The sequence below is a fragment of the Enterobacter vonholyi genome (assembly GCF_040834095.1).
GTDB lineage: Bacteria > Pseudomonadota > Gammaproteobacteria > Enterobacterales > Enterobacteriaceae > Enterobacter > Enterobacter vonholyi.
This window is the reverse complement of the sequence record NZ_CP162152.1, coordinates 4045329-4066574: the sequence shown is the minus strand read 5'-3', so window position 1 is coordinate 4066574 and position 21246 is coordinate 4045329. Positions and strand designations below refer to the sequence as shown.

The window sequence follows — 21246 nt, the reverse complement described above, 5'->3', positions numbered from 1 at the left end:
TGCGTGTTGATGCCCTCACCCTAACCCTCTCCCACAGGGAGAGGGAACATGCTCACGCAATCTGCTTCCCTTCCATCAGTCGCTCCACCAGCGGCGTCATGATGAGCTCCATCGCCAGCCCCATTTTTCCGCCCGGCACGACCAATGTATTCATGTGCGAAATAAACGAGCCCTGCAGCATGGCCAGTAGCCAGGGGTAATCAATGCCTTCGAGATTGCGGAAATGGATCACCACAAAGCTCTCATCCAGGGATGGGATACTTTTGGCGGCAAACGGGTTGGAGGTATCCACCGTCGGCACGCGCTGGAAGTTGATATGGGTGCGGGAGAACTGCGGCGTCAGGAAGTTGATGTAATCTTCCATGGAGCGTACCACCGAGTCCATTACCGCCTCTCGCGAATGGCCACGTTCGCTCATGTCGCGCGTCAGCTTCTGGATCCACTCCAGGTTCACGATAGGGACCACACCGACCAGCAGGTCCACGTGGCGCGCCACGTCGTGTTGCGGGGTGACCACGCCGCCGTGTAATCCTTCGTAAAACAGGACGTCAGTGGGTTCCGGCAGCGGTTGCCATGGGGTAAAGGTTCCCGGCACCTGATTCCAGGGAACGGCTTCATCATAGGTATGCAGATACTTGCGGGACTGCCCTTTACCGCTCTGGCCGTACTCAATAAAGGTTTGTTCCAGCAGGCCGAAGTCATTGGCTTCCGGACCGAAGTAGCTGATGTGTTTACCCAGATCGCGCGCCTTACGGATGGCCATGTCCATTTCCGGACGCGTGTAGCGGTGAAAGCTGTCGCCCTCGACCTCCGCCGCACGGAGATTCAGCTGGGCGAAAATCTTGCGAAATGCGAGGCTTGTGGTGGTGGTTCCCGCACCACTCGACCCCGTAACGGCTATAACCGGATGTCTGGCAGACATAGCAACTCCCTGACTGAAAAGGGTGGAAGATCAGCCGTGAAACGCGTTGCGGGGCATGATATTGACCGTCTCATGCAGTTCTGACCACACCAGCACCACGTCGCCGCTTTTCAGCTGGCGCTTTACATCGTTGACCTTTTGCTCAAGCGAGCGTTCCTGTTCACCATAATCGGTGCCTTCGCGTAATACAAAGCTTTCAATCAGATTATCGAGCGTTTCGGGAGCCAGATCCTGCCAGGGAATAATCATTTTGCACCGTCCAGATAAGGGGTTAGCCAGTCAGGAATACGCGCCTCAAGCCACATTTTCGGGCGGCGCAGCGTGCCGCCGATAAACCCGACGTGGCCGCCGTGCTCGGTCAACTGATAGTGAACGTTGTCGGGCAGGAATTCCTGCGCGGGGATCGAGTGATGATCCATAAACGGGTCATCTTTGGCATGAATAATCAGCGTTGGCTGCGTGATCTTGCTGAGCAGCGGCATGGCGCTGCACTGACGATAATAGTCAATCGCATCGGCGAAGCCGTGAATTTTCGCGGTGATCAGGTCGTCGAACTCGCGAATACGGCGTACCTTTTTCAGCTGGCGCAGGCTGACCGGCAGGGTATCCGGGTAGGCCTTCAGTTTACGTGCCGCATTGGCCTTCAGGAGGTTGAGGAGGTAACGCTGGTAGACGCGGGAGAAGCCTTTATCCATATGGTAGCTGCACTGCTCGAGCATAAACGGCGCGGAGACAATGACGGCGGCCTCCAGCGGCACGCTTTCGCCCTCTTTGGCCAGCAAGCAGGCCAGCATATTGCCGCCCAGCGAGTAGCCCACGGCGGCCGTTGGCACGGTGCCATAATTTTCACGCAGCCAGTGTAAAAACCACGTCCCGTCTTCTGTTTCACCCGAGTGATAAATGCGTTTCTGACGATTCGGTTCGCCGCTACAGCCGCGAAAATGCATCACCACGCCGAGCCAGCCGCGCGCTTTTGCCGCTTCAATTAGCCCATGGGCATACGGGCTGTGCAGGCTGCCTTCCAGACCGTGAAAGACCACCAGACGCGGCTTATGGCGAGCCTGTTCCGGCGCTTCGCTCCAGGCGAGATCCAGAAAATCACCGTCTGGCAGGTCAAGCCGTTGCCAGTGCGGGGTGAACTGAACCTTGCGGCGGATCAGTCGCGGCAGCATGGTCTGCAAATGGGGATTGGCCACGCCGCGCATAGGCACGAACTCAGTGCTGTCTTCGACCGCAATGTCGAAGTCTGATGGGATGATTTGGGTCATAAGCGCGATGCTGATTCTTGTCGGAAATTTACGATACTTTCCGAATTGTACCCCGTTTAAGCTGGATTTCCGAACCCGGTACGGATTCTGTTCTTAAAACGGGGTAAACAGGTCAGTCAGCCTGCAGCATCCCTTCCAGCTGCTCCTGCGCATCCAGCCACGCCATCTCGCACTCTTCCAGGCTGGATTTGGTCTTCGCCTGCGTTTGCAGGCAGTCCGTCAGTTCGGCTTTACGGCTCTGGTCATACAGACCGCTGTCGCCGAGCTTCTCTTCAACAGCGGCAAGCGTGGCGTTGAGCTTTTCCATCTCTTTTTCGAGACGGGCAATCTCTTTACGCAGCGGCTGCGTCTGGGTGCGCAGCTCCGCTTCACGGCGTTTCTGGTCTTTACGTGCCTGCGCGCTGTTGGCGTTGTCTTTCGCTGACTCTTCCGGCTGGTTCTCCTGCTTCTGCACGTCCGTCAGCCACTGCTGATAGTCTTCCAGATCGCCATCGAACGGTTCCACTTTGCCATCGTGCACTAAATACAGATCGTCCGTGGTGGAGCGGATCAGGTGGCGGTCGTGCGAAACCACCACCAGCGCGCCTTCGAACTCAATCAGCGCTTCGGTCAGCGCCTGACGCATATCGAGATCCAGGTGGTTGGTCGGTTCATCGAGCAGCAGCAGGTTCGGACGCTGCCAGACGATCAGCGCCAGCACCAGACGGGCTTTTTCGCCCCCGGAGAAGCGCTCGGTGTTTTCAGTCACCTTATCGCCCTGGAAGCCGAAGCCGCCGAGGTAGTCGCGCAGCTTCTGCTCCATCTCCTGCGGCGCCAGACGCGCCAGGTGCTGAATCGGGGATTCATCCGCGCGTAAAAATTCCAGCTGATGCTGGGCGAAATAGCCCAGCTTGATGCCCTTCGCCAGGCCGATTTCACCCTTGACCGGGTTAAGCTCACCCGCCAGCAGTTTGATCAGCGTCGATTTACCGGCGCCGTTGCGTCCCAGCAGGCCAATACGTGAACCCGGCACCAGGTTGAGCTTGATGGAGTCGAGAATAATGCGGTCGGCATAGCCCGCGCTGACTTTTTCCATCTTCAGCAGCGGGTTCGGCAGGCTTTCCGGGGCGCGGAAGCTGAAGTGGAACGGGTTATCCACGTGCGCCGGGGCGATCATCTCCATGCGTTCCAGCATCTTGATGCGGCTCTGGGCCTGCTTCGCTTTTGAGGCTTTGGCCTTGAAGCGATCCACGAAGCTCTGCAGGTGTGCCACGCGCTGCTGCTGGCTTTCGTACATGGACTGCTGCTGGGCAAGACGCGTCGCGCGCTGGCGCTCGAAGGAGCTGTAGTTGCCGGTGTACTCGAACATCGTTTGCTGTTCGATATGAATGATTTTATCCACCACCGGGTCGAGGAAGTCGCGGTCGTGGGAGATCAGAATCAGAGTGCCCTGATAGCTCTTGAGCCACTTCTCCAGCCAAATAACCGCATCGAGATCGAGGTGGTTAGTCGGTTCATCGAGCAGAAGCAGGTCAGAGCGGCAGATCAGCGCCTGCGCCAGGTTGAGGCGCATACGCCAGCCGCCGGAGAAGTCGCTGACCGGGCGTTCCAGCTGTTCATTGCTGAAGCCCAGGCCGTGCAGCAGGCTGGAGGCGCGGGAGCGAATGGTCCACGCGTCAATAGCGTCCAGCTTGCCGTGAACCGTGGCAATGGCGTGGCCGTCGTTGCGCTCGTTAGCGGCGTTAAGTTCCGCCTCGAGCTTACGGTACTCACGGTCACCGTCGATAACATAGTCGAGTGCCGGTTCGCTCAGCGCCGGAGTCTCCTGGTTTACCCAGGCGAGCTGCCAGTTTCCCGGGAAGGTAAAGTTACCGCCATCCGCGCTAATCTCGTTTTTCAGCAGCGCCAGCAGGGTGGATTTACCACAGCCGTTTTTGCCGACCAGACCCACTTTTTGGCCTGGGTTGATGGTAGCAGTGGCGTTATCCAGCAGGACGCGCACGCCGCGACGAATTTGTAACGAGGAGAAAACAATCATAGAAGCGCCGTATGTTCCGACTATGTTAATTTGTCATTATGATAATGTAAGGTGTGGGCCATTTTCCGCACCGGGCCGCCATGGTAGCCCAAAACAACAACGATACACAAAAACAGAAACAAGACCGGGAGGGGAATGATGTCTCAGACAGCAAAAGTGCTGCTGCTGTATGCCCATCCGGAATCTCAGGACTCGGTGGCAAACCGGGTGCTGCTTAAGCCGGCCACACAGCTCAGTAACGTGACGGTGCACGATCTCTACGCGCACTATCCTGATTTCTTTATTGATATCCCTTACGAGCAGGAACTGCTGCGTCAGCATGACGTGATTGTGTTCCAGCATCCGCTTTATACCTACAGCTGTCCGGCGCTGCTCAAAGAGTGGCTGGACCGCGTGCTGAGCCGGGGTTTCTCCAGCGGGGTAGGGGGCAATCAGCTGGCGGGAAAGTACTGGCGTAGCGTGATTACGACCGGTGAACCCGAAAGCGCTTACCGCCACGACGGGCTGAACCGCTATCCGATGAGCGACATTCTGCGGCCTTTTGAGCTGACGGCGGCCATGTGCCGTATGCACTGGATGAGCCCGATTATTGTCTACTGGGCCCGTCGTCAGGATCCTAAAGAACTGGCCAGCCACGCCAGAGCCTACGGTGAATGGCTGGCGTCACCGATTCCGGCAGGAGGTCGTTAATGGAAGGATCGAATTTGCTCCTCGCCGGGGTGCTTTTTTTGTTTGCGGCCGTCGTCGCGGTGCCGCTTGCTGCACGTATTGGGATAGGTGCGGTGTTGGGTTATCTGCTGGCTGGGATCGCGATTGGCCCCTGGGGGCTGGGATTCATCAGCGATGTGGATGAAATTCTCCATTTCTCCGAGCTGGGCGTGGTGTTCCTGATGTTCATCATCGGCCTTGAGCTGAACCCTTCTAAATTGTGGCAGCTCCGACGCTCCATCTTTGGCGTGGGTGCCGCGCAGGTGTTGCTCAGCGCCGCGATTCTGGGTGGCCTGTTAATGCTGACGAATTTCTCCTGGCAGGCGGCGGTGATAGGCGGGATAGGCCTTGCGATGTCGTCGACGGCGATGGCCCTGCAGCTGATGCGCGACAAGGGGATGAACCGCAACGAAGCCGGTCAGCTGGGTTTTTCGGTGCTGCTGTTCCAGGATTTGGCGGTCATCCCGGCGCTGGCGCTGGTGCCGCTGCTGGCGGGCTCCGGGGACGATCACTTCGACTGGGCAAAAATTGCCATGAAGGTGCTGGCCTTCGCGGGCATGCTGATTGGCGGACGTTTTCTTTTACGTCCCGTGTTCCGCTTTATTGCCGCGTCGGGCGTGCGCGAGGTCTTTACGGCCGCGACGCTGCTGCTGGTCCTGGGGTCGGCATTGTTTATGGATGCGCTGGGGCTGTCGATGGCGCTCGGGACCTTTATCGCCGGGGTGCTGCTGGCGGAGAGCGAGTATCGGCACGAGCTGGAAATTGCCATCGATCCCTTCAAAGGACTGCTGTTAGGCCTGTTCTTTATTTCGGTGGGGATGGCGCTCAACCTTGGCGTGCTCTATACCCATCTGCTGTGGGTTGTGGTGAGCGTAGCCATCCTGGTAGCGGTGAAAACGCTGGTGCTGTACGCCTTGGCGCGCATTTACGGCTTGCGCAGTTCGGAACGCATGCAGTTTGCCAGCGTGTTAAGCCAGGGAGGTGAGTTTGCGTTTGTGCTGTTCTCTACCGCCTCCTCCCAGAAGCTGTTTAAAGACGAGCAGATGGCGCTTTTGCTGGTGACGGTCACGCTGTCAATGATGACCACGCCGCTGCTGATGAAGCTGGTGGATAAACTCCTGTCGCGCCGCCTGAACCCGTCAGACGATGAAGACGAAGCGCCGTGGGTGGAAGATGATAAGCCTCAGGTTATCGTGGTGGGCTTTGGCCGCTTCGGACAGGTGATCGGACGTTTGCTGATGGCGAACAAAATGCGCATTACGGTGCTGGAGCGTGATATCAGCGCGGTCAACCTGATGCGCAAATATGGCTATAAGGTTTACTACGGCGATGCGACCCAGCTCGAGCTGCTGCGCTCGGCGGGGGCAGAAGCTGCAGAGTCCATCGTGATTACCTGTAACGACCCGGAAGACACGATGAAGCTGGTGGATATGTGTCAGCAGCATTTCCCGCATCTGCATATTCTGGCGCGTGCGCGGGGACGTGTTGAAGCTCACGAATTATTGCAGGCGGGTGTGAAACACTTCTCCCGTGAGACATTCTCCAGTGCGCTGGAGCTGGGGCGCAAGGCGTTGATCTCGCTCGGCATGCATCCGCATCAGGCGCAGCGCGCCCAGATGCACTTCCGCCGGCTGGATATGCGGATGCTGCGCGAGCTGATGCCGGTACATACCGATACGGCGCAGATCTCCCGCGTGCGGGAAGCGCGTCGCGAGCTGGAGGAGATCTTCCAGCGCGAGATGCAGCAGGAAAGACGCCAGCTCGATGGCTGGGATGAATTTGAATAAAGGGTAACGAAAGATGGCTGTACGTAAACGCTTTATCGCGGGTGCAAAATGCCCGACCTGCCAGGCGCAAGATACCCTGGCGATGTGGCGGGAAAATAATATTGATGTTGTTGAGTGTGTTAAGTGCGGTCACCAGATGCGTGAGGCCGACAAAGAAGCCCGCGATCACGTTCGCAAAGAAGAGCAAGTGATCGGCATTTTTCATCCAGACTAGCGATATGCTCTGAGTTTTTTTAAGCTTAAGGGTACACGGGTGCAGATTTCCGCTACAATCTGCGCCAGCAATTTTCCCACGCTCAGGAGATATCATGAAAGTAGCAAAAGACCTGGTGGTCAGCCTGGCCTATCAGGTACGTACAGAAGACGGTGTGTTGGTTGATGAGTCTCCGGTGAGTGCGCCGCTTGACTACCTGCATGGTCACGGTTCCCTGATTTCCGGCCTGGAAAACGCGCTGGAAGGTCATGAAGTTGGCGACAAATTTGACGTTGCTGTAGGCGCGAACGACGCTTACGGTCAGTATGACGACAACCTGGTTCAGCGCGTTCCTAAAGACGTGTTCATGGGCGTTGACGAACTGCAGGTTGGCATGCGCTTCCTGGCTGAAACTGACCAGGGTCCAGTTCCTGTTGAAATCACCGAAGTGGAAGATGACCACGTCGTGGTTGACGGTAACCACATGCTGGCTGGCCAGAACCTGAAGTTCAACGTCGAAGTTGTTGCGATCCGCGAAGCGACCGAAGAAGAGCTGGCTCATGGCCACGTTCACGGTGCGCACGGTCACGACCATGACCACGATCACGGCCACGATGGCTGCTGCGGTGGTCACGGCCACGACCATGGTCATGATCACGGCCACGGTAAAGGTGGTTGCGGTAACGGCGGCTGCGGCTGCCACTAATTCCGTCATGCGGAAAATAAAAAAGCGGGATTATCCCGCTTTTTTTACGCCTCAATAATGAGGAGGTGGCGTCTCTTCTGACTGAGAGGCAATGTTCGACGGCTGCGTAGCCTTCAGCTTTTCCGTCAGCAGGCGCATATGATCCCGCAGTTTCGCCATTTCGAGCTCATGTGCGGTTACGGTCTGGTTTAGCTCTTCGATGGTGATGTCCTGAAAAGCCAGGCGGCTTTCCAGCTCAGCCATTCTCGCTTCTATCGTTGTATCCTTCATCATTCACCTCGTTTGTTTCAGATTCACCATAATGGCACTGCGGCGGCGCAGTTTAACTGAGTTTATCCTTAAGTACAGTCTGCATCCCCTTGGCAGGAAACTTATTTAAACAAAAATAGTCTGAAAAGTGGCGAGAATTGGAAGTGTCTGTCTGTAGATTTCTTCCGCAACGTTTTATAGTACGTCACTCATTTACGTTTAATGCTGGGGTGAGAGTCCCCAGGCCCTGGAGATATGGATGAAATCACTGTTTAAAGTAACGCTGCTGGCGACGACGATGGCTGTTGCGCTGAACGCGCCGCTGTCATTCGCTGCTGATACTGCTGCGAAGCCTGCTGCCACTGCAGACAGCAAAGCGGCGTTCAAAAATGACGACCAGAAATCCGCCTACGCACTGGGCGCATCTCTGGGTCGTTACATGGAAAACTCTCTGAAAGAACAAGAGAAGCTGGGCATCAAACTGGATAAAGCTCAGCTGATCGCGGGCGTTCAGGACGCATTTGCAGATAAGAGCAAGCTGTCTGACCAGGAAATTGAACAGACTCTGCAGGCGTTCGAAGCGCGTGTGAAGGGTGCCGCGCAGACCAAGATGGACGCGGACGCGAAAGACAACGAAGCGAAAGGCAAAGCCTACCGCGATACCTTTGCTAAAGAGAAGGGTGTGAAAACCTCTTCTACTGGCCTGGTGTACAAAGTTGAGAAAGAAGGCACCGGCGATGCGCCTAAAGACAGCGACACCGTTGTTGTGAACTACAAAGGTACGCTGATCGACGGTAAAGAGTTCGATAACTCTTACACCCGTGGTGAGCCGCTCTCCTTCCGTCTGGATGGTGTGATCCCTGGCTGGACTGAAGGCCTGAAAAACATCAAGAAAGGCGGCAAGATCAAGATGGTCATCCCACCGGATCTGGCCTATGGCAAAACCGGCGTTCCGGGAATCCCAGCCAACTCTACGCTGGTCTTTGACGTAGAGCTGCTGGACATCAAACCGGCACCGAAAGCGGATGCTAAAGCGGACGCACCTGCTGAAGAAAAAGCAGCGACAGACGCTAAGAAGTAATGTGATAAAAACCGCCGCCTTTCAGGCGGCGGTTTTTTTATTGTGGGGCAGATATAATTAACACTGGAAAGCGCTATACACGCTGTATTAATTTAGTTGTCCGTGTAGATAATGAGCCTGCCCTGAAAACCTAACGACAGGCTCCTGAAAAGGAGTGTTTTTTTCATGTCCAGGTCGCTTTTAACCAACGAAACCAGTGAACTTGATTTGCTGGATCAACGTCCTTTCGATCAGACCGACTTCGATATTCTGAAATCCTATGAAGCGGTAGTGGACGGGTTAGCGATGCTCATTGGCTCCCACTGCGAAATCGTATTGCACTCCCTGCAAGATCTGAAGTGTTCCGCCATCCGCATTGCGAATGGTGAGCATACTGGCCGTAAAATTGGTTCGCCAATCACCGACCTTGCATTGCGTATGTTGCATGACATGACCGGCGCGGACAGCAGCGTCTCCAAATGCTATTTCACCCGCGCCAAAAGCGGCGTGTTGATGAAATCAGAAACTATCGCGATTCGAAACCGCGAGCATCGTGTGATTGGGCTGCTGTGCATCAACATGAACCTTGATGTGCCTTTCTCGCAGATCATGAGCACCTTTATTCCACCAGAAACGCCGGATGTTGGCTCTTCTGTTAACTTTGCCTCTTCCGTCGAAGATCTCGTCACTCAGACGCTTGAGTTCACCATTGAAGAAGTGAATGCCGATCGCAACGTCTCGAACAACGCCAAGAATCGCCAGATCGTGCTCAATCTCTATGAAAAAGGGATTTTTGATATTAAAGACGCCATCAACCAGGTGGCCGATCGTCTGAACATCTCCAAGCACACGGTCTACCTCTATATTCGCCAGTTCAAAAGCGGTGATTTCCTGGGACAAGATAAGTAATGCGTTTTGCGTTAATGGTGACAGGCCCGGCGTACGGGACTCAGCAGGCCAGCAGCGCGCTACAGTTTGCGCATGCGCTGCTGGCGGCCGGACATGAGCTGGCGAGCGTCTTCTTCTATCGGGAAGGGGTGTACAACGCAAACCAGTTTACGTCGCCGGCGAACGATGAGTTTGATGTGGTGCGCGGCTGGCAGGCATTAAACGAAAAGCAGGGCGTAGAACTGCACATCTGCGTGGCGGCGGCACTGCGCCGCGGCGTAACCGATGCAACCGAAGCTGCGCGTCTTGGTTTATCGGGTTCTAACCTGCAGCCCGGTTTTTCGTTAAGTGGTCTGGGCGCGCTGGCACAGGCGGCGTTAACCTGCGACAGAGTGGTGCAATTCTGATGAAGCGTGTGGCATTTGTTTTTAAGTCTGCGCCGCACGGCAGCGCTTCTGGCCGCGAAGGGCTGGATGCGTTACTTGCAACGTCCGCGCTGACCGAAGATATCGGCGTCTTCTTTTTGGGGGACGGGGTGTTTCAGCTTCTGGCTGGGCAACAGCCTCAGGCCATTCTGGCGCGGGATTACATCGCTACCTTTAAAGTGCTGCCGCTGTACGACATCGAAACCCTTTATGTCTGCGCCGATTCGCTGGCCGCTCGCGGTTTGGATGATAAGACGCCTTTCGTGCTGGATGTGACAGTCCTGTCTTCTGCTGCATTGCGCGAACACCTTTCCCACTACGACACCGTTCTGACTTTCTGAGGCTAACATGCTCCATACTCTGAGCCATTCACCGTGGCAATGTGATATCGACGCGTTACTGAGTATGCTGCGCGACGGTGATGACCTGCTGCTGATTCAGGATGGCGTACTTGCTGCACTGGAAGGCAGTCGTTTCGTTGAAATTCTCACGAATGCCCCCATAACAGTCTCTGCGCTGAAGGACGATCTGGATGCGCGGGGTCTTTCTGGTCAAATTTCAGCCAAAATTGACGTGGTTGGCTATACTGATTTCGTCAATCTTACTGTGACGCACGCCAGTCAAATGAACTGGTGATTTGAGATCGCTGTATATTTCTTGACACCTTTTCGACGTAGCCCTAAAATTTCGCGTCCTCATATTGTATGAGGTCGTTTTATTACGTGTTTACGAAGCAAAAGCTAAAACCAGGAGCTATTTAATGGCAACAGTTAACCAGCTGGTACGCAAACCACGTGCACGCAAAGTTGCGAAAAGCAACGTGCCTGCGCTGGAAGCCTGCCCGCAGAAACGTGGCGTATGTACTCGTGTATATACCACCACTCCTAAAAAACCAAACTCCGCACTGCGTAAAGTATGCCGTGTGCGTTTGACTAACGGTTTCGAAGTGACTTCCTACATCGGTGGTGAAGGTCACAACCTGCAGGAGCACTCCGTGATCCTGATCCGTGGCGGTCGTGTTAAAGACCTTCCGGGTGTTCGTTACCACACCGTTCGTGGTGCGCTGGACTGCTCAGGTGTTAAAGACCGTAAGCAGGCTCGCTCCAAGTACGGCGTGAAGCGTCCTAAGGCTTAATGGTTCTCCGTTAAGTAAGGCCAAACTGATTTATCTTAATGTCACACTAAACTCTTTGAGTTTTGGACAATCCTGAATTAACAACGGAGTATTCCCATGCCACGTCGTCGCGTCATTGGTCAGCGTAAAATTCTTCCAGATCCGAAATTCGGATCAGAACTGCTGGCAAAATTTGTAAATATCCTGATGGTAGATGGTAAAAAATCTACTGCAGAAGCAATCGTATACAGCGCGCTTGAGACCCTGGCTCAGCGTTCTGGTAAAAATGAACTGGAAGCTTTCGAAGTCGCTCTCGACAACGTTCGCCCAACTGTAGAAGTTAAGTCCCGCCGCGTTGGTGGTTCTACTTATCAGGTTCCAGTTGAAGTTCGTCCGGTCCGTCGTAATGCCCTGGCAATGCGTTGGATCGTTGAAGCTGCTCGTAAACGCGGTGATAAATCCATGGCTCTGCGTCTGGCGAACGAACTTTCTGATGCTGCAGACAACAAAGGTACTGCAGTTAAGAAACGTGAAGACGTTCACCGTATGGCAGAAGCCAACAAGGCGTTCGCACACTACCGTTGGTAATCCCTTCGGAGTCTTAGTCACCAGGCGGGCGCTTCAGAGAAGCCGCCCGCTCTGGGTAACTTAACTGAACGCCTAAAGATATAAACGAGGAATCAAATGGCTCGTACAACACCCATCGCACGCTACCGTAACATCGGTATCAGTGCGCACATCGACGCCGGTAAAACCACTACTACCGAACGTATTCTGTTCTACACCGGTGTAAACCACAAAATCGGTGAAGTTCATGACGGCGCAGCCACCATGGACTGGATGGAACAGGAGCAGGAGCGTGGTATCACTATCACCTCCGCAGCGACTACTGCATTCTGGTCAGGTATGGCTAAGCAGTACGAACCGCATCGCGTAAACATCATCGACACCCCAGGGCACGTTGACTTCACCATCGAAGTAGAACGTTCCATGCGTGTTCTTGACGGCGCGGTAATGGTTTATTGCGCAGTTGGTGGTGTTCAGCCACAGTCTGAAACCGTATGGCGTCAGGCGAACAAATATAAAGTTCCACGCATCGCGTTCGTTAACAAAATGGACCGTATGGGTGCTAACTTCCTGAAAGTTGTTGGTCAGATCAAAACCCGTCTGGGCGCGAACCCTGTTCCGCTGCAGCTGGCAATTGGTGCTGAAGAAGGCTTCACCGGCGTTATCGACCTGGTGAAAATGAAAGCCATCAACTGGAACGATGCAGACCAGGGCGTTACCTTCGAATACGAAGATATCCCAGCTGCAATGCAGGACCTGGCTGACGAATGGCACCAGAACCTGATCGAATCCGCTGCTGAAGCTTCTGAAGAGCTGATGGAGAAATACCTGGGTGGTGAAGAACTGACTGAAGAAGAGATCAAAAAAGCTCTGCGTCAGCGCGTTCTGAACAACGAAATCATCCTGGTAACCTGTGGTTCTGCGTTCAAGAACAAAGGTGTTCAGGCGATGCTGGATGCGGTAGTTGACTACCTGCCATCCCCGGTTGACGTTCCTGCGATCAACGGCATCCTGGACGACGGTAAAGATACTCCGGCTGAGCGTCACGCAAGCGACGAAGAGCCATTCTCTGCACTGGCGTTCAAAATTGCTACCGACCCATTCGTGGGTAACCTGACCTTCTTCCGCGTTTATTCTGGTGTGGTTAACTCCGGTGACACCATCCTGAACTCCGTGAAAGCGGCGCGTGAGCGTTTTGGCCGTATCGTACAGATGCACGCTAACAAACGTGAAGAGATCAAAGAAGTTCGTGCGGGCGACATCGCTGCAGCTATCGGTCTGAAAGACGTGACCACTGGTGACACCCTGTGTGACCCGGATCACCCGATCATTCTGGAGCGTATGGAATTCCCAGAGCCGGTAATCTCCATCGCAGTTGAACCAAAAACCAAAGCTGACCAGGAAAAAATGGGTCTGGCTCTGGGCCGTCTGGCGAAAGAAGACCCATCATTCCGCGTATGGACTGATGAAGAATCTAACCAGACCATCATCGCTGGTATGGGTGAACTGCACCTGGACATCATCGTTGACCGTATGAAGCGTGAATTCAACGTTGAAGCGAACGTGGGTAAACCTCAGGTTGCTTACCGCGAAGCGATTCGCGCGAAAGTTACCGACATTGAAGGTAAACACGCTAAGCAGTCTGGTGGTCGCGGTCAGTACGGTCACGTTGTGATCGACATGTACCCACTGGAGCCGGGCTCTAACCCGAAAGGTTACGAGTTCATCAACGACATCAAAGGTGGTGTAATTCCTGGCGAATACATCCCTGCCGTTGATAAAGGCATCCAGGAACAGCTGAAAGCGGGCCCTCTGGCTGGCTATCCGGTTGTTGACATGGGTGTTCGTCTGCACTTCGGTTCTTACCACGACGTTGACTCCTCTGAACTGGCGTTTAAACTGGCTGCGTCTATTGCCTTTAAAGAAGGCTTTAAGAAAGCAAAACCAGTTCTGCTTGAGCCAATCATGAAGGTTGAAGTAGAAACTCCTGAAGAGAACACCGGTGACGTTATCGGTGACTTGAGCCGTCGTCGCGGTATGCTGCGTGGTCAGGAATCCGAAGTAACTGGCGTTAAGATCCACGCTGAAGTTCCGCTGTCTGAAATGTTCGGATATGCGACTCAGCTGCGTTCTCTGACCAAAGGTCGTGCATCATACACCATGGAATTCCTGAAGTATGATGATGCGCCTAACAACGTTGCTCAGGCCGTTATTGAAGCCCGTGGTAAGTAATCCACAGGATTAAAACCTAAGTCCCGTGCTCTCTCCAGAGGGGAGAGCACTATAGTAAGGAATATAGCCGTGTCTAAAGAAAAATTTGAACGTACAAAACCCCACGTCAACGTTGGTACTATCGGCCACGTTGACCATGGTAAAACTACCCTGACTGCTGCAATCACTACCGTTCTGGCTAAAACCTACGGTGGTTCTGCTCGTGCATTCGACCAGATCGATAACGCACCAGAAGAAAAAGCTCGTGGTATCACCATCAACACCTCTCACGTTGAGTACGACACCCCGACTCGCCACTACGCACACGTAGACTGCCCAGGCCACGCCGACTATGTTAAAAACATGATCACCGGTGCTGCGCAGATGGACGGCGCGATCCTGGTTGTTGCTGCGACTGACGGCCCAATGCCTCAGACTCGTGAGCACATCCTGCTGGGTCGTCAGGTAGGCGTTCCTTTCATCATCGTGTTCCTGAACAAGTGCGACATGGTTGATGACGAAGAGCTGCTGGAACTGGTAGAGATGGAAGTTCGTGAACTGCTGTCTCAGTACGATTTCCCAGGCGACGATACTCCAATCGTTCGTGGTTCTGCTCTGAAAGCGCTGGAAGGCGAAGCTGAGTGGGAAGCGAAAATCATCGAACTGGCTGGCTTCCTGGATTCTTACATCCCAGAACCAGAGCGTGCGATTGACAAGCCATTCCTGCTGCCAATCGAAGACGTATTCTCCATCTCCGGTCGTGGTACCGTTGTTACCGGTCGTGTAGAGCGCGGTATCATCAAAGTTGGTGAAGAAGTTGAAATCGTTGGTATCAAAGAGACTGCGAAGTCTACCTGTACTGGCGTTGAAATGTTCCGCAAACTGCTGGACGAAGGCCGTGCTGGTGAGAACGTTGGTGTTCTGCTGCGTGGTATCAAACGTGAAGAAATCGAACGTGGTCAGGTTCTGGCGAAGCCAGGCTCAATCAAGCCACACACCAAGTTCGAATCTGAAGTGTACATTCTGTCCAAAGACGAAGGCGGCCGTCATACTCCGTTCTTCAAAGGCTACCGTCCACAGTTCTACTTCCGTACAACTGACGTGACCGGTACCATCGAACTGCCAGAAGGCGTTGAGATGGTAATGCCAGGCGACAACATCAAGATGGTTGTGACTCTGATCCACCCAATCGCGATGGACGACGGTCTGCGTTTCGCAATCCGTGAAGGCGGCCGTACCGTTGGCGCGGGCGTTGTTGCTAAAGTTCTGGGCTAATTAATTATCCCCGAATAAAAAAGGACGCTTCGGCGTCCTTTTTTGTTTTCTGCCGCTCAGGTATTTGTCACAAAATTTCGCATTTTTTGCCTGCTCCCTCCCCGCATTCTGGCGTTTGTGCTATTGTAATCATAACCATTCTCACTTACACTTTGCGCATAATTTGAACGGGAGTTTATATGTACGTTTGTTTATGTAATGGTGTAAGCGACAAAAAAATACGTCAGGCCGTTCGCCAGTTCCAGCCCCAGTCATTCCAGCAGCTTCGCAAATTTGTTCCGGTGGGAAATCAATGCGGTAAATGTGTACGTGCTGCGCGAGAGATCATGCAGGACGAACTGATGCAGATCCCGGAATACAAAGAGATCGCGTAAGCGCCCATCTTTTTTTTGACATCCCTGTAGCCCGATCTACGCTTCAATGAGTGGAAGCGGAGGGACTATATAATGAAAGGTGATGTTAAAATCATAAGTTATCTCAATAAATTATTGGGAAATGAGCTTGTCGCAATCAACCAGTACTTTCTTCACGCGAGAATGTTCAAAAACTGGGGACTCAAACGTTTAAACGACGTTGAGTACCATGAATCTATAGATGAGATGAAACACGCTGATAAATATATCGAGCGTATTTTATTCCTTGAAGGCATTCCAAACCTGCAGGATCTCGGCAAGCTGGGCATCGGAGAAGATGTCGAAGAGATGCTGCGTTCCGACCTCAGGCTGGAGCTTGAAGGCGCCAAAGATCTCCGTGAAGCCATTGCCTATGCTGACAGCGTACATGACTACGTCAGTCGCGATATGATGATCCAGATCCTGGCCGATGAAGAAGGCCATATTGACTGGCTGGAAACGGAGCTGGATCTGATTGCTAAAATCGGCCTGCAAAACTATCTTCAGTCACAGATTAAAGTGGAAGAATAAGCAACGTCTTCCAGCCAACGCATAAACCCGCTGCTGCCAGAAATGGCCCAAAAGGCAGCGGGTTTTTTATTGCCTTCTTATCAGGGTGGATTAACGAAAAAACAAGAATGCAAAGGAGCGCCATCAGTGCTGCAAGCAACACCAGCGCGGGCAGTATGCACCAGCCATGCCATGCACCAAGCGCAGCCAGGTATTTTACATCGCCATATCCCATACCTTCACGCCGGCAGATAAACCAGTAGCCCCAGTAAATAATGGCAAAGGCAATATATCCGGCCATCGCACCCGCCACCGCGCTCGGCAGAAAATCAGGTTGGATACAGAGTTGAAAGAGCAGTCCCGACCATAACAGCGGGCAGAGAAATTTATCGGGAAGCAGACCGTAGCGAATATCGGCATGTACAAGTAAGGCAGTCAGCGAAAGATAGATCAGCAGAAAGGGGAGGGTGGTTAGCATGAAAAAGGCCTCAAGCGGGTTTGCGCGCATACTCGTTATAATCGGCCTTGCCGGCAACGCATAAAAAACGGAGATGCGTAGCGGCTCGAAACAAAGCATCGACGCAGATTACATTGCATAAAATGTTGCGCGCTCTTATGAATACTGCGCCTCTGGCGCTTAATTTCTAAACGGCACTTGCGTCTTGCCCAGATTTACGTATAATGCGCGGGCTTGTCGTAATTGACGGCGGGTTCAATCAGAACCAGAGTAGCTCATTTTGTTACTCAACAATGCTCCCAATTGGGGAGCTACGTAAGAACGGTTACACTCTCCCATCAATCGTAATGGGTTTGAGGAGTAATCATTTTCGTTTATAAAATAATTGGAGCTCTGGTCTCATGCAGAACCAAAGAATCCGTATCCGCCTTAAAGCGTTTGATCATCGTCTGATCGATCAATCAACCGCGGAAATCGTCGAGACTGCTAAGCGCACTGGTGCGCAAGTCCGTGGTCCGATCCCGCTGCCGACCCGCAAAGAGCGCTTCACCGTTCTGATCTCTCCGCACGTTAACAAAGACGCGCGCGATCAGTACGAAATCCGCACTCACAAGCGTCTGGTTGACATCGTTGAGCCAACTGAGAAAACCGTTGATGCTCTGATGCGTCTGGATCTGGCTGCCGGTGTAGACGTGCAGATCAGCCTGGGTTAATCAGGTCATCGAGCGATTGAGAGGTTGAAACAATGATTGGTTTAGTCGGTAAAAAAGTGGGTATGACCCGCATCTTCACTGAAGATGGCGTTTCTATCCCAGTAACCGTAATCGAAGTTGAAGCAAACCGCGTTACTCAGGTTAAAGATCTGGCTAACGATGGCTACCGCGCTATTCAGGTTACCACTGGTGCTAAAAAAGCTAACCGTGTAACCAAACCAGAAGCGGGTCACTTCGCTAAAGCTGGCGTAGAAGCTGGCCGTGGTCTGTGGGAATTCCGTCTTGCTGAAGGCGAAGAGTTCACCGTAGGTCAGGACATTAGCGTTGAGTTGTTTGCTGACGTTAAAAAAGTTGACGTAACCGGTACCTCTAAAGGTAAAGGTTTTGCTGGTACCGTTAAGCGCTGGAACTTCCGTACCCAGGACGCTACTCACGGTAACTCCTTGTCTCACCGCGTTCCGGGTTCTATCGGTCAGAACCAGACTCCGGGCAAAGTGTTCAAAGGCAAGAAAATGGCAGGTCAGCTGGGTAACGAACGTGTAACCGTTCAGAGCCTGGACGTAGTACGTGTTGACGCTGAGCGCAACCTGCTGCTGGTTAAAGGTGCAGTTCCGGGTGCAACCGGTAGCGACCTGATCGTTAAACCAGCTGTGAAGGCGTAAGGGGATAGCAATGGAATTAGTATTGAAAGACGCGCAGAGCGCGCTGACTGTTTCCGAAACTACCTTCGGTCGTGATTTCAACGAAGCGCTGGTTCACCAGGTTGTTGTTGCTTATGCAGCTGGTGCTCGTCAGGGTACTCGTGCTCAGAAGACTCGTGCTGAAGTAACTGGTTCTGGCAAAAAGCCATGGCGCCAGAAAGGTACCGGCCGTGCGCGTTCAGGTTCTATCAAGAGCCCGATCTGGCGTTCAGGTGGCGTGACCTTCGCTGCGCGTCCACAGGACCACAGTCAAAAAGTTAACAAAAAGATGTACCGCGGCGCGCTGAAAAGCATCCTGTCCGAACTGGTACGTCAGGATCGTCTGATCGTTGTCGAGAAGTTCTCTGTTGAAGCGCCTAAAACTAAGCTGCTAGCACAGAAACTGAAAGACATGGCTCTGGAAGATGTGCTGATCATCACCGGTGAGCTGGACGAGAACCTGTTCCTGGCCGCACGTAACCTGCATAAGGTTGACGTACGCGATGCGACTGGTATCGACCCGGTTAGCCTGATCGCCTTCGACAAAGTCGTAATGACTGCTGATGCTGTTAAGCAAGTTGAGGAGATGCTGGCATGATTCGTGAAGAACGTCTGCTGAAGGTGCTTCGCGCACCGCACGTTTCTGAAAAAGCGTCTACTGCGATGGAAAAAACAAACACCATCGTTCTCAAAGTTGCTAAAGACGCGACCAAAGCAGAGATCAAAGCTGCTGTGCAGAAACTGTTTGAAGTCGAAGTCGAAGTCGTTAACACCCTGGTTGTTAAAGGGAAAGTTAAACGTCACGGACAGCGTATCGGTCGTCGTAGCGACTGGAAAAAAGCTTACGTCACCCTGAAAGAAGGCCAGAATCTGGACTTCGTTGGCGGCGCTGAGTAAGTCGGAGGAGTAATACAATGGCAGTTGTTAAATGTAAACCGACATCTCCGGGTCGTCGCCACGTAGTTAAAGTGGTTAACCCTGAGCTGCACAAGGGCAAACCTTTTGCTCCGTTGCTGGAAAAAAACAGCAAATCCGGTGGTCGTAACAACAATGGCCGTATCACCACTCGTCACATCGGTGGTGGCCACAAGCAGGCTTATCGTATTGTTGACTTCAAACGCAACAAAGACGGTATCCCAGCAGTTGTTGAACGTCTTGAGTACGATCCGAACCGTTCCGCGAACATCGCGCTGGTTCTGTACAAAGACGGCGAACGCCGTTACATCCTGGCCCCTAAAGGCCTGAAAGCTGGCGACCAGATTCAGTCTGGCGTTGATGCTGCAATCAAAGCAGGCAACACCCTGCCGATGCGCAATATCCCGGTTGGTTCTACCGTTCATAACGTAGAAATGAAACCAGGTAAAGGCGGTCAGCTGGCACGTTCCGCTGGTACTTACGTTCAGATCGTTGCTCGTGATGGTGCTTATGTCACCCTGCGTCTGCGTTCTGGTGAAATGCGTAAAGTCGAAGCAGACTGCCGCGCTACTCTGGGCGAAGTTGGCAATGCTGAGCATATGCTGCGCGTTCTGGGTAAAGCAGGTGCTGCACGCTGGCGTGGTGTTCGTCCTACCGTTCGCGGTACTGCGATGAACCCAGTCGACCACCCACATGGTGGTGGTGAAGGTCGTAACTTTGGTAAGCACCCGGTATCTCCGTGGGGCGTTCAGACCAAAGGTAAGAAGACCCGCAGCAACAAGCGTACTGATAAATTTATCGTACGTCGCCGTAGCAAATAATTTTAGAGGATAAGCCATGCCACGTTCTCTCAAGAAAGGTCCTTTTATTGACCTGCACTTGCTGAAGAAGGTAGAGAAAGCGGTGGAAAGCGGAGACAAGAAGCCCCTGCGCACTTGGTCCCGTCGTTCAACGATCTTTCCTAACATGATCGGTTTGACCATCGCTGTCCATAATGGTCGTCAGCACGTTCCAGTCTTTGTTACCGACGAAATGGTTGGTCACAAACTGGGTGAATTCGCACCGACTCGTACTTATCGCGGCCACGCTGCTGATAAAAAAGCGAAGAAGAAATAAGGTAGGAGGAAGAGATGGAAACTTTAGCTCAACATCGCCATGCTCGTTCTTCTGCTCAGAAGGTTCGCCTTGTTGCTGACCTGATTCGCGGTAAGAAAGTGTCGCAGGCCCTGGACATCCTGACCTATACCAACAAGAAAGCTGCGGTATTGGTCAAGAAAGTACTGGAATCTGCCATTGCTAACGCTGAACACAACGATGGCGCTGACATCGACGATCTGAAAGTCGCGAAAATTTTCGTAGATGAAGGCCCAAGCATGAAGCGCATTATGCCGCGTGCGAAAGGTCGTGCAGATCGCATCCTGAAGCGCACCAGCCACATTACTGTGGTTGTGTCCGATCGCTGAGACTCTGGAGACTAGCAATGGGTCAGAAAGTACATCCTAATGGTATTCGCCTGGGTATTGTAAAACCATGGAACTCTACCTGGTTTGCGAACACCAAAGAATTCGCTGACAACCTGGACAGCGATTTTAAAGTACGTCAGTACCTGACTAAGGAACTGGCTAAAGCGTCTGTATCTCGTATCGTTATCGAGCGTCCAGCGAAGAGCATCCGTGTGACTATTCACACTGCTCGTCCTGGCATCGTTATCGGTAAGAAAGGCGAAGACGTAGAAAAACTGCGCAAGGTCGTAGCGGATATCGCTGGCGTTCCTGCACAGATCAATATCGCTGAAGTTCGTAAGCCTGAACTGGACGCTAAATTGGTTGCTGACAGCATCACTTCACAGCTGGAACGTCGTGTAATGTTCCGTCGTGCTATGAAGCGTGCTGTACAGAACGCAATGCGTCTGGGCGCTAAAGGTATCAAAGTTGAAGTTAGCGGCCGTCTGGGCGGCGCGGAAATCGCACGTACCGAATGGTACCGTGAAGGTCGCGTACCGCTGCACACTCTGCGTGCTGACATCGACTACAACACCTCTGAAGCGCACACCACTTACGGTGTAATCGGCGTTAAGGTATGGATCTTCAAAGGTGAGATCCTGGGTGGTATGGCTGCTGTTGAACAACCGGAAAAACCGGCTGCTCAACCTAAAAAGCAGCAGCGTAAAGGCCGTAAATAAGGAGCGT

29 protein-coding genes are annotated in these 21246 nt (G+C 53.1%); 23 read left to right on the top strand and 6 right to left on the bottom strand.

Annotation, left to right across the window (positions count from 1 at the left end; all coding sequences use genetic code 11):
• Positions 1-52: 52 nt before the first annotated feature.
• The 4 genes from AB3N39_RS19170 to AB3N39_RS19155 all read right to left on the bottom strand — a co-directional run bounded on the left by AB3N39_RS19170 (position 53) and on the right by AB3N39_RS19155 (position 4207).
• Positions 53-922: a phosphoribulokinase gene (locus tag AB3N39_RS19170; protein WP_008503017.1), complete on the bottom strand. Its 870-nt coding sequence runs from the start codon at positions 920-922 to the stop codon at positions 53-55.
• 30 nt (positions 923-952) lie between these two features.
• Positions 953-1171 carry a YheU family protein gene (locus tag AB3N39_RS19165; RefSeq protein WP_008503016.1) on the bottom strand — a complete coding sequence of 73 codons (219 nt, stop codon included), beginning with the start codon at positions 1169-1171 and terminating at the stop codon, positions 953-955.
• Positions 1168-2190 (bottom strand): hydrolase, encoded by a 1023-nt coding sequence (locus AB3N39_RS19160; RefSeq protein ID WP_115876875.1) that lies wholly within the window; start codon positions 2188-2190, stop codon positions 1168-1170. The genes AB3N39_RS19165 and AB3N39_RS19160 overlap by 4 nt, the downstream gene beginning before the upstream one ends.
• A 112-nt stretch (positions 2191-2302) precedes the next feature.
• On the bottom strand, positions 2303-4207 hold the full coding sequence (locus AB3N39_RS19155) for an ABC transporter ATP-binding protein (RefSeq protein ID WP_367896952.1): 1905 nt from the start codon (positions 4205-4207) through the stop codon (positions 2303-2305).
• Positions 4208-4342: 135 nt separating this feature from the next.
• On the opposite strand from AB3N39_RS19155, the gene kefG reads away from it, so the two are divergent.
• The 4 genes from kefG (at position 4343) to slyD (ending at position 7601) form a co-directional block, all read left to right on the top strand.
• The gene (gene kefG, locus AB3N39_RS19150; RefSeq protein ID WP_021242220.1) at positions 4343-4897 is read left to right on the top strand and encodes a glutathione-regulated potassium-efflux system ancillary protein KefG; all 555 of its coding nucleotides are present in this window, start codon (positions 4343-4345) and stop codon (positions 4895-4897) included.
• The gene (gene kefB / locus AB3N39_RS19145) at positions 4897-6702 is read left to right on the top strand and encodes a glutathione-regulated potassium-efflux system protein KefB (protein WP_136195928.1); all 1806 of its coding nucleotides are present in this window, start codon (positions 4897-4899) and stop codon (positions 6700-6702) included. The genes kefG and kefB overlap by 1 nt, the downstream gene beginning before the upstream one ends.
• A 13-nt stretch (positions 6703-6715) precedes the next feature.
• Entirely contained in the window at positions 6716-6916 is a 201-nt protein-coding gene (locus tag AB3N39_RS19140) for a YheV family putative zinc ribbon protein (RefSeq protein ID WP_010436300.1), read from the top strand.
• Between the two features lie 94 nt (positions 6917-7010).
• Positions 7011-7601 carry a peptidylprolyl isomerase gene (slyD, locus tag AB3N39_RS19135; protein ID WP_008503010.1) on the top strand — a complete coding sequence of 197 codons (591 nt, stop codon included), beginning with the start codon at positions 7011-7013 and terminating at the stop codon, positions 7599-7601.
• A gap of 51 nt (positions 7602-7652) precedes the next feature.
• On the opposite strand, the gene AB3N39_RS19130 is transcribed toward slyD, so the two are convergent.
• Positions 7653-7871, bottom strand: coding sequence for a protein SlyX (locus tag AB3N39_RS19130; protein WP_008503009.1), 219 nt, complete (start codon positions 7869-7871; stop codon positions 7653-7655).
• Between the two features lie 238 nt (positions 7872-8109).
• On the opposite strand from AB3N39_RS19130, the gene fkpA reads away from it, so the two are divergent.
• From fkpA to bfr, 11 genes are all read left to right on the top strand, one after another.
• Positions 8110-8931, top strand: coding sequence for an FKBP-type peptidyl-prolyl cis-trans isomerase (gene fkpA, locus AB3N39_RS19125; RefSeq protein ID WP_111963789.1), 822 nt, complete (start codon positions 8110-8112; stop codon positions 8929-8931).
• A gap of 165 nt (positions 8932-9096) precedes the next feature.
• The gene (locus tag AB3N39_RS19120; protein WP_003861697.1) at positions 9097-9819 is read left to right on the top strand and encodes a transcriptional regulator; all 723 of its coding nucleotides are present in this window, start codon (positions 9097-9099) and stop codon (positions 9817-9819) included.
• A complete protein-coding gene (gene tusD / locus AB3N39_RS19115; RefSeq protein ID WP_115876878.1) occupies positions 9819-10205 on the top strand; it encodes a sulfurtransferase complex subunit TusD in 387 nt (128 codons plus the stop codon). The genes AB3N39_RS19120 and tusD overlap by 1 nt, the downstream gene beginning before the upstream one ends.
• Positions 10205-10564, top strand: coding sequence for a sulfurtransferase complex subunit TusC (gene tusC, locus AB3N39_RS19110; RefSeq protein WP_111963791.1), 360 nt, complete (start codon positions 10205-10207; stop codon positions 10562-10564). Before tusD ends, tusC begins: the two co-directional genes overlap by 1 nt.
• Before the next feature lie 7 nt (positions 10565-10571).
• Positions 10572-10859, top strand: a complete 288-nt coding sequence (tusB, locus tag AB3N39_RS19105; RefSeq protein WP_045909310.1) for a sulfurtransferase complex subunit TusB — start codon at positions 10572-10574, stop codon at positions 10857-10859.
• A 124-nt stretch (positions 10860-10983) separates the two neighbouring features.
• On the top strand, positions 10984-11358 hold the full coding sequence (rpsL, locus tag AB3N39_RS19100) for a 30S ribosomal protein S12 (protein ID WP_000246815.1): 375 nt from the start codon (positions 10984-10986) through the stop codon (positions 11356-11358).
• A 96-nt stretch (positions 11359-11454) separates the two neighbouring features.
• Positions 11455-11925: a 30S ribosomal protein S7 gene (rpsG, locus tag AB3N39_RS19095; protein ID WP_004106370.1), complete on the top strand. Its 471-nt coding sequence runs from the start codon at positions 11455-11457 to the stop codon at positions 11923-11925.
• A 96-nt stretch (positions 11926-12021) separates the two neighbouring features.
• On the top strand, positions 12022-14136 hold the full coding sequence (gene fusA, locus AB3N39_RS19090) for an elongation factor G (protein WP_008503004.1): 2115 nt from the start codon (positions 12022-12024) through the stop codon (positions 14134-14136).
• Between the two features lie 69 nt (positions 14137-14205).
• A complete protein-coding gene (gene tuf / locus AB3N39_RS19085) occupies positions 14206-15390 on the top strand; it encodes an elongation factor Tu (protein WP_014068448.1) in 1185 nt (394 codons plus the stop codon).
• A 179-nt stretch (positions 15391-15569) separates the two neighbouring features.
• Positions 15570-15764 (top strand): bacterioferritin-associated ferredoxin, encoded by a 195-nt coding sequence (gene bfd / locus AB3N39_RS19080; protein WP_008503493.1) that lies wholly within the window; start codon positions 15570-15572, stop codon positions 15762-15764.
• Between the two features lie 72 nt (positions 15765-15836).
• A complete protein-coding gene (gene bfr, locus AB3N39_RS19075) occupies positions 15837-16313 on the top strand; it encodes a bacterioferritin (protein WP_008503492.1) in 477 nt (158 codons plus the stop codon).
• Here bfr and AB3N39_RS19070 read toward each other — a convergent pair.
• A complete protein-coding gene (locus AB3N39_RS19070) occupies positions 16297-16770 on the bottom strand; it encodes an A24 family peptidase (RefSeq protein ID WP_367896951.1) in 474 nt (157 codons plus the stop codon). The genes bfr and AB3N39_RS19070 overlap by 17 nt on opposite strands.
• A gap of 380 nt (positions 16771-17150) precedes the next feature.
• On the opposite strand from AB3N39_RS19070, the gene rpsJ reads away from it, so the two are divergent.
• From rpsJ to rpsC, 8 genes are read left to right on the top strand one after another with little or no spacing between them, the layout of a single operon-like run.
• On the top strand, positions 17151-17462 hold the full coding sequence (gene rpsJ, locus AB3N39_RS19065) for a 30S ribosomal protein S10 (RefSeq protein WP_001181005.1): 312 nt from the start codon (positions 17151-17153) through the stop codon (positions 17460-17462).
• Between the two features lie 32 nt (positions 17463-17494).
• Positions 17495-18124, top strand: coding sequence for a 50S ribosomal protein L3 (gene rplC / locus AB3N39_RS19060; protein ID WP_003863274.1), 630 nt, complete (start codon positions 17495-17497; stop codon positions 18122-18124).
• Between the two features lie 10 nt (positions 18125-18134).
• Positions 18135-18740, top strand: a complete 606-nt coding sequence (gene rplD / locus AB3N39_RS19055; RefSeq protein ID WP_000424395.1) for a 50S ribosomal protein L4 — start codon at positions 18135-18137, stop codon at positions 18738-18740.
• Entirely contained in the window at positions 18737-19039 is a 303-nt protein-coding gene (rplW, locus tag AB3N39_RS19050) for a 50S ribosomal protein L23 (protein ID WP_000617546.1), read from the top strand. Before rplD ends, rplW begins: the two co-directional genes overlap by 4 nt.
• Positions 19040-19056: 17 nt before the next feature.
• Positions 19057-19878 (top strand): 50S ribosomal protein L2, encoded by an 822-nt coding sequence (gene rplB, locus AB3N39_RS19045; RefSeq protein WP_008457150.1) that lies wholly within the window; start codon positions 19057-19059, stop codon positions 19876-19878.
• A 16-nt stretch (positions 19879-19894) separates the two neighbouring features.
• On the top strand, positions 19895-20173 hold the full coding sequence (rpsS, locus tag AB3N39_RS19040) for a 30S ribosomal protein S19 (RefSeq protein ID WP_001138117.1): 279 nt from the start codon (positions 19895-19897) through the stop codon (positions 20171-20173).
• Positions 20174-20187: 14 nt separating this feature from the next.
• Positions 20188-20520: a 50S ribosomal protein L22 gene (gene rplV, locus AB3N39_RS19035; protein WP_002919773.1), complete on the top strand. Its 333-nt coding sequence runs from the start codon at positions 20188-20190 to the stop codon at positions 20518-20520.
• 17 nt (positions 20521-20537) lie between these two features.
• A complete protein-coding gene (gene rpsC, locus AB3N39_RS19030) occupies positions 20538-21239 on the top strand; it encodes a 30S ribosomal protein S3 (protein ID WP_000529945.1) in 702 nt (233 codons plus the stop codon).
• The last annotated feature ends 7 nt before the right edge of the window (positions 21240-21246 follow it).

Coding starts and splice junctions, on each gene's coding strand:
- AB3N39_RS19120 (WP_003861697.1), top strand. CDS start 9,097: ATGTCCAGGTCGCTTTTAACCAACGAAACCAGTGAACTTGATTTGCTG.
- rpsJ (WP_001181005.1), top strand. CDS start 17,151: ATGCAGAACCAAAGAATCCGTATCCGCCTTAAAGCGTTTGATCATCGT.
- slyD (WP_008503010.1), top strand. CDS start 7,011: ATGAAAGTAGCAAAAGACCTGGTGGTCAGCCTGGCCTATCAGGTACGT.
- fkpA (WP_111963789.1), top strand. CDS start 8,110: ATGAAATCACTGTTTAAAGTAACGCTGCTGGCGACGACGATGGCTGTT.
- AB3N39_RS19155 (WP_367896952.1), bottom strand. CDS start 4,207: ATGATTGTTTTCTCCTCGTTACAAATTCGTCGCGGCGTGCGCGTCCTG.
- rpsS (WP_001138117.1), top strand. CDS start 19,895: ATGCCACGTTCTCTCAAGAAAGGTCCTTTTATTGACCTGCACTTGCTG.
- AB3N39_RS19130 (WP_008503009.1), bottom strand. CDS start 7,871: ATGAAGGATACAACGATAGAAGCGAGAATGGCTGAGCTGGAAAGCCGC.
- AB3N39_RS19070 (WP_367896951.1), bottom strand. CDS start 16,770: ATGCTAACCACCCTCCCCTTTCTGCTGATCTATCTTTCGCTGACTGCC.
- kefG (WP_021242220.1), top strand. CDS start 4,343: ATGATGTCTCAGACAGCAAAAGTGCTGCTGCTGTATGCCCATCCGGAA.
- rpsL (WP_000246815.1), top strand. CDS start 10,984: ATGGCAACAGTTAACCAGCTGGTACGCAAACCACGTGCACGCAAAGTT.
- bfr (WP_008503492.1), top strand. CDS start 15,837: ATGAAAGGTGATGTTAAAATCATAAGTTATCTCAATAAATTATTGGGA.
- tusB (WP_045909310.1), top strand. CDS start 10,572: ATGCTCCATACTCTGAGCCATTCACCGTGGCAATGTGATATCGACGCG.
- rplD (WP_000424395.1), top strand. CDS start 18,135: ATGGAATTAGTATTGAAAGACGCGCAGAGCGCGCTGACTGTTTCCGAA.
- tusC (WP_111963791.1), top strand. CDS start 10,205: ATGAAGCGTGTGGCATTTGTTTTTAAGTCTGCGCCGCACGGCAGCGCT.
- rpsC (WP_000529945.1), top strand. CDS start 20,538: ATGGGTCAGAAAGTACATCCTAATGGTATTCGCCTGGGTATTGTAAAA.
- tusD (WP_115876878.1), top strand. CDS start 9,819: ATGCGTTTTGCGTTAATGGTGACAGGCCCGGCGTACGGGACTCAGCAG.
- rplV (WP_002919773.1), top strand. CDS start 20,188: ATGGAAACTTTAGCTCAACATCGCCATGCTCGTTCTTCTGCTCAGAAG.
- fusA (WP_008503004.1), top strand. CDS start 12,022: ATGGCTCGTACAACACCCATCGCACGCTACCGTAACATCGGTATCAGT.
- rpsG (WP_004106370.1), top strand. CDS start 11,455: ATGCCACGTCGTCGCGTCATTGGTCAGCGTAAAATTCTTCCAGATCCG.
- AB3N39_RS19165 (WP_008503016.1), bottom strand. CDS start 1,171: ATGATTATTCCCTGGCAGGATCTGGCTCCCGAAACGCTCGATAATCTG.
- AB3N39_RS19170 (WP_008503017.1), bottom strand. CDS start 922: ATGTCTGCCAGACATCCGGTTATAGCCGTTACGGGGTCGAGTGGTGCG.
- AB3N39_RS19140 (WP_010436300.1), top strand. CDS start 6,716: ATGGCTGTACGTAAACGCTTTATCGCGGGTGCAAAATGCCCGACCTGC.
- rplC (WP_003863274.1), top strand. CDS start 17,495: ATGATTGGTTTAGTCGGTAAAAAAGTGGGTATGACCCGCATCTTCACT.
- kefB (WP_136195928.1), top strand. CDS start 4,897: ATGGAAGGATCGAATTTGCTCCTCGCCGGGGTGCTTTTTTTGTTTGCG.
- rplW (WP_000617546.1), top strand. CDS start 18,737: ATGATTCGTGAAGAACGTCTGCTGAAGGTGCTTCGCGCACCGCACGTT.
- AB3N39_RS19160 (WP_115876875.1), bottom strand. CDS start 2,190: ATGACCCAAATCATCCCATCAGACTTCGACATTGCGGTCGAAGACAGC.
- rplB (WP_008457150.1), top strand. CDS start 19,057: ATGGCAGTTGTTAAATGTAAACCGACATCTCCGGGTCGTCGCCACGTA.
- bfd (WP_008503493.1), top strand. CDS start 15,570: ATGTACGTTTGTTTATGTAATGGTGTAAGCGACAAAAAAATACGTCAG.